The sequence below is a fragment of the Sphingomonas bacterium genome, from assembly GCF_903644135.1.
Classification (GTDB): Bacteria; Pseudomonadota; Alphaproteobacteria; order Sphingomonadales; family Sphingomonadaceae; genus Sphingomonas.
In genome coordinates, this window is sequence record NZ_CAHJXA010000349.1 from 1 (window position 1) to 2,801 (window position 2,801).

Annotated in this window: 2 protein-coding genes; both read left to right on the top strand. The window is 65.9% G+C overall.

Going from position 1 to position 2,801, the window contains the following annotated elements; all coding sequences use genetic code 11:
* The first annotated feature begins 148 nt into the window (after positions 1 to 148).
* Positions 149 to 1,672: an IS21 family transposase gene (gene istA, locus HUU96_RS14270; protein WP_174293408.1), complete on the top strand. Its 1,524-nt coding sequence runs from the start codon at positions 149 to 151 to the stop codon at positions 1,670 to 1,672.
* A complete protein-coding gene (gene istB / locus HUU96_RS14275; RefSeq protein WP_174293409.1) occupies positions 1,662 to 2,468 on the top strand; it encodes an IS21-like element helper ATPase IstB in 807 nt (268 codons plus the stop codon). Before istA ends, istB begins: the two co-directional genes overlap by 11 nt.
* Positions 2,469 to 2,801: the final 333 nt, after the last annotated feature.

The window sequence follows — 2,801 nt, forward strand, 5'->3', positions numbered from 1 at the left end:
GTCGCTCTGGTTGATACCAGCGGATTGAGGCGTGAGTGTTGATTTCTGCTGAGAGCTGACCCGGGAGGAGCCGAGTTTCCGCTGAGAAGTGACCCATGTTCTGACCTTTTCCCTGGCTGTTGGGTCGGGGGAACGAGGAGTGATCGACATGGCGTTACTGAGTGTGATCCGGCGCTGGCATTTGCGCGAAGGGATGCCGATCCGGGAGATCGAGCGGCGCACGGGGTTGTCGCGCAACACGATCCGCAAGTATCTGCGGGCGGGCACGGTGGAGCCGAAGTTCAAGGTTCCCAAGCGGCCGAGCAAGCTGGACCCGTTCGCTGAGAAGCTGTCGGGGTGGCTGCAGAGCGAGGCGGGCAAGTCTCGCAAGCAGAAGCGCACGGCCAGGCAGATGCACGCCGATCTGGTCGCACTGGGCTATGGCGGTTCGTACGGACGCGTCTCTGCCTTCGTACGGGCCTGGAAGGCGGACCGCCAGCGCGATGCCCAGACCAGCGGCCGCGGCACGTTCGTGCCCCTGGTCTTTGCGCCGGGCGAGGCCTTCCAGTTCGACTGGAGCGAGGACTGGGCCCTGCTCGGCGGCGAGCGGGTCAAGCTGCAGGCGGCGCACACCAAGCTCTCGCACAGCCGCGCGTTCATCGTGCGCGCCTATCCGCTCCAGACGCACGAGATGCTGTTTGACGCGCTGACCCAGGCGTTCCGAGTGCTGGGCGGGGTGCCGCGGCGCGGGATCTTCGACAACATGAAGACCGCTGTCGACAGGATCGGCACCGGCAAGGCGCGACAGGTCAACGCCCGGTTCGCGGCGATGGCCAGCCATTACCTGTTCGAGCCCGAGTTCTGTAATCCCGCCGCGGGCTGGGAGAAGGGCCAGGTCGAGAAGAACGTCCAGGATGCGCGTCGCCGGCTGTGGCAGCAGCTGCCGAGCTTCCCCGACCTGGACGCGCTCAACGCTTGGCTCGAGCAGCGCTGCATCGAGCAGTGGGGCGAGATCGAGCATGGCGTCCTGCCCGGCACGGTCGCCGACGTCTGGACCCAGGAGGTCGCCAGCCTGATGCCGCTGGGCCGGCCGTTCGACGGCTTCGTCGAGCACAGCAAGCGCGTCTCGCCGACCTGCCTCGTGCACTTCGAGCGCAACCGCTACAGCGTGCCGGCCTCGTTCGCCAACCGTCCGGTCAGCGTGCGGATCTACCCGGAGCGGATCGTCATCGCCGCCGAGGGCCAGATCCTGTGCGAGCATGTCCGGATCGTCGATCGATCGCACCACCCGGGGACGACCATCTACGACTGGCGCCATTATCTGGCGGTGGTCCAGCGGAAGCCCGGAGCGCTGCGCAACGGCGCTCCGTTCGCCGACATGCCCGACGGCTTCCGGCGCCTGCGAGGCCATCTGCTCAAGCGCGTCGGCGGCGACCGGGAGATGGTGGAGATCCTGGCGCTCGTCCTGCAGCATGACGAGCAGGCGGTGCTCTGCGCCGTCGAGCTGGCGCTGGACGCGGGCGTCCCCACCAAGACCCACATCCTCAACCTCCTGCACCGGCTGGTCGACGGGAAGGCGGACAAGGTCGCGATGATCGACGCCCCGCAGGCGCTCGTCCTGCGCCGCGAGCCCGAGCCCAACGTCGGACGCTATGATGCGCTGCGCGGGAAGGATCTGCGCCATGCGTCATGATCCCGCCAGCGCCGCCGTCGTTGTCATGCTGCGCGGGCTCAAGATGTACGGCATGGCGCACGCCGCCGGCGATCTCATCGAGCAGGGCGCGCCGGCGTTCGACGCCGCCGTGCCGATCCTCTCCCAGCTGCTCAAGGCCGAGATCGCCGAGCGCGAGGTCAGGTCGATCGCCTACCAGATCAATGCGGCCCGCTTCCCGGCGTACAAGGATCTCGCCGGGTTCGACTTCGCGTCCAGCGAGGTCAACGAAGCCATGGTCCGCCAACTCCACCGCGGCGAGTTCATCGAGGGCGCCGACAATGTCGTGCTGATCGGCGGGCCGGGAACCGGCAAGACGCACATCGCGACCGCTCTCGGCGTGCAGGCGGTTCAGCATCACCGCAAGAAAGCCCGGTTCTTCTCCACCGTCGATCTGGTCAATGCGCTCGAGCAGGAAAAGGCCATGAACAAGGCGGGCCAGCTCGCCGAGCGGCTGCTCCGCCTCGACCTCCTCATCCTCGACGAGCTCGGCTACCTGCCGTTCAGCCCGTCAGGCGGCGCCTTGCTGTTCCACCTGCTCAGCAAGCTCTACGAGCGCACCAGCGTCGTCATCACCACCAACCTTAGCTTCAGCGAGTGGGCCGGCGTGTTCGGCGATCCCAAGATGACCACCGCGCTGCTCGATCGCCTCACTCACCACTGCCATATCCTCGAGACCGGGAACGACAGCTTCCGGTTCAGAGCCAGCACCGCGACCGGCAAACCCAGGAAGGAGAAAATCCGTGACTTGACCGACGCAGCATCAAGCGTGGCATAAGCCTCACGACCGGGTCACCTCCCAATGGAAACCCCGGGTCAACTCTCAGCAGAAATCAACACCGCCGCGACCTGCCCGTGATCCTCGACTGCCTGCGCGTGTGGAGGCGCGATTACGGGGTCAGCTTCGGGTCGTAGCAGGGGCGCGCTCGGTAGCCACTTAGTCCAGCAAACGTCCAGTTTGTCGCCCAGCAATCCCAACCGACTCATATTCTACTGTTTTCCTCGATGACCAGGAGGCACGATAAGGCACTCGTAATACCAAGTCTCTGAGATCATGACCGATGCGCCCATCGGCGTAGACCGAGGGACATGATGCGCCAGGGTTGGTCGA

Bases quoted from the DNA above. Each gene is read 5' to 3' on its own strand.
- istA (WP_174293408.1), top strand. From the start codon at position 149: ATGGCGTTACTGAGTGTGATCCGGCGCTGGCATTTGCGCGAAGGGATG.
- istB (WP_174293409.1), top strand. From the start codon at position 1,662: ATGCGTCATGATCCCGCCAGCGCCGCCGTCGTTGTCATGCTGCGCGGG.